Below are 2140 nucleotides of genomic sequence, written 5' to 3'. Positions count from 1 at the left end.
AGAGGTTTTGCTGGTCTCGGCCGACGTATCTGCGGTCTTGCTGTCAATCTTGGGGGTTGGTTTGGCAGCGCTCGCCTCTTCGTCGGTGATGCCTTGTTTGAAAGAACGGATGCCCTTGCCGACATCGCCCATCATTTCGGAAATCCGGCCACGGCCAAACAGAACCAGAACCAGCGCCGCTACAATTAAAATCTGCCAAACACTCGGTTGCATGCGATATTCTCCTTAAGCGTTCTATTTAAGCGCTTTCGCCTTGGTTTTCCAGCAAAACACCAACATCATCTGCAAACTCTCGCTCTGCGGAGTCATCGGAGCCCTGTTCCGCCTCGGTTTCCGCTTCGGCTTCCAGTTCCATTTGCTCGAACGCGAGATCGACGGGATCCAGCAATCCTGCCGCTTTCAGGTCATCGATACCGGGCAAATCCCTGCGGCTCTGCAGGCCGAAATGAGTCAGAAATTCCGCAGTGGTCGCATAGATCAGCGGCCTGCCCGGCACTTCACGGCGGCCCGCCGGACGGGCCCAGCCCGCTTCCATCAGCACATCGAGCGTGCCCTTGGCAACCTGAACGCCCCTTATCGCTTCGATTTCGGCGCGGCTGACCGGTTCATGATAGGCGATGATCGCCAGCGTTTCCATGCCGGCCCGGCTGAGCTTGCGCAGCTCGGCGCGTTCGCGGCGCAAGAGGTGCGAAAGATCCTGCGCGGTCTGAAAATGCCAGCGGTCGCCGGTTTTGATCAGGACGATGCCGCGATGCTGAAAATCCTCCTGCAGGCCTGCAAGAATCTGGCGAATATCCAGCTCTTCGCCGACATAGGCCTTGATATCGGCGATCGTCATCGGTTTTTCGGAGGCAAAAAGCGTCGCCTCGACCGCACGCTTGCCGATATCCATCGCCTCCGCCATCGGTTCGATCAGGCTGGTGTCTTCCACGTGATGTTCATCCATGAGTCGTAGCCTTTATTCTGAGCGGCGCAAAACTGCCTTCCTGCTGCAATTCCAGTTTCCCCTGCCGGGCCAGTTCCAATGTCGCCAGAAAGCTGGAAGCGAGCGCCGACTTGCGTAGCTCCGGCGGTGCGCCGGGCGGAAGGAAATGCCTTATATCCATCCAGTCTATCGCTTCGCCCAGCATCATCGAAACCCGTGCAAGCGCATCCTCGAGGGTCATCACCATCCGCTGCCGGACGATATGTATCGCCGGCGCGCTGCGTCTTTTGACTCGCGAATAAGCGGTGATCAGGTCATAATATTCGGCCTGCCAATGCCGGTCCTTGACCACTCTAAGCCCCTCCGGTGCACCGCGCATGAACACATCGCGGCCAATCCGGTCTCTGGCCAGCAGACGAGCGCCCGATTCCCGCATCGCGTTCAGCCGCTCCAGCCGCATCTGCAGCCGCAGGGCCAGTTCTTCGGGCGAAGGATCGATTTCCGGATCACGCGGCAATAACAGCCCCGATTTCAAATAGGTCAGCCATGCCGCCATCACCAGATAGTCAGCTGCCAGTTCGAGTCGCAGAGTCTGGGCGCTGGCGATATATTTGAGATATTCCTGAACCAGTTCGAGGATCGAAATTTCGCGCAAATCGACTTTCTGGTTGCGCGCCAGGGCGAGCAGCAGATCAAGCGGTCCTTCCCAGCCGTCGATATTCAGCGTCAGCGACCCTTCGTCGGAGGCAACCGGTTCAGGGGGAAAGAAAAAACCCTCGGTTTCCGGCTCGTCAATCATGCCGCTGCGGCCATGAGTTCGTCGCGCCGGGCAAGCAGGCCAGCCAGTTCATCGGCCGAACCGGCATCTTTTGTGTCCGCAATCGTTGCCATCGCCCGATCCAGCCGCTGCCGGGTTTTCTCCGACATCGGTGCGAGACTTTCGGCAATAGCGATCATATCGTCCATCTTTGCCCAGCAGTTGAGCGCGATGTCGCAGCCGGCTGCCTGCGCCCGTTCGGCGCGCTCGGCAACGGTGCCGGACAAAGCTTCCATATCGAGATCGTCGGTGAACAGCAGCCCGTCAAAACCGATCCGGTCGCGAATGATATCCTGAATGACAATTTTCGACAGAGTCGACGGTGTCTGAGCATCCCACGCGGTGAACAGCAAATGGCCGGTCATGCCCATCGGCGCCTTGTTCAGCGCCTGGAACGG

Annotated in this window: 4 protein-coding genes; all 4 read right to left on the bottom strand. The window is 58.7% G+C overall.

The annotated features are described in order from the left end of the window. The coding region (locus tag V7665_RS08630) for a twin-arginine translocase TatA/TatE family subunit (RefSeq protein WP_335664125.1) at positions 1 to 213 on the bottom strand (213 nt) is incomplete at its 3' end. A gap of 25 nt (positions 214 to 238) precedes the next feature. Continuing rightward, positions 239 to 904, bottom strand: a complete 666-nt coding sequence (scpB, locus tag V7665_RS08625) for an SMC-Scp complex subunit ScpB (protein WP_442955204.1) — start codon at positions 902 to 904, stop codon at positions 239 to 241. A 34-nt stretch (positions 905 to 938) separates the two neighbouring features. After that, positions 939 to 1724 carry a segregation and condensation protein A gene (locus V7665_RS08620; protein WP_335664124.1) on the bottom strand — a complete coding sequence of 262 codons (786 nt, stop codon included), beginning with the start codon at positions 1722 to 1724 and terminating at the stop codon, positions 939 to 941. Further along, a partial coding sequence (locus V7665_RS08615; protein ID WP_335664123.1) for a glycoside hydrolase family 3 N-terminal domain-containing protein occupies positions 1721 to 2140 on the bottom strand: 420 nt, incomplete at its 5' end. The genes V7665_RS08615 and V7665_RS08620, both read right to left, overlap by 4 nt.

Origin of the sequence: Parasphingorhabdus sp. (assembly GCF_036964675.1) — a bacterium.
GTDB lineage: Bacteria > Pseudomonadota > Alphaproteobacteria > Sphingomonadales > Sphingomonadaceae > Parasphingorhabdus.
The sequence above is the reverse complement of the archived record's forward strand: the minus strand, read 5'-3'. Positions and strand labels throughout refer to the sequence as shown.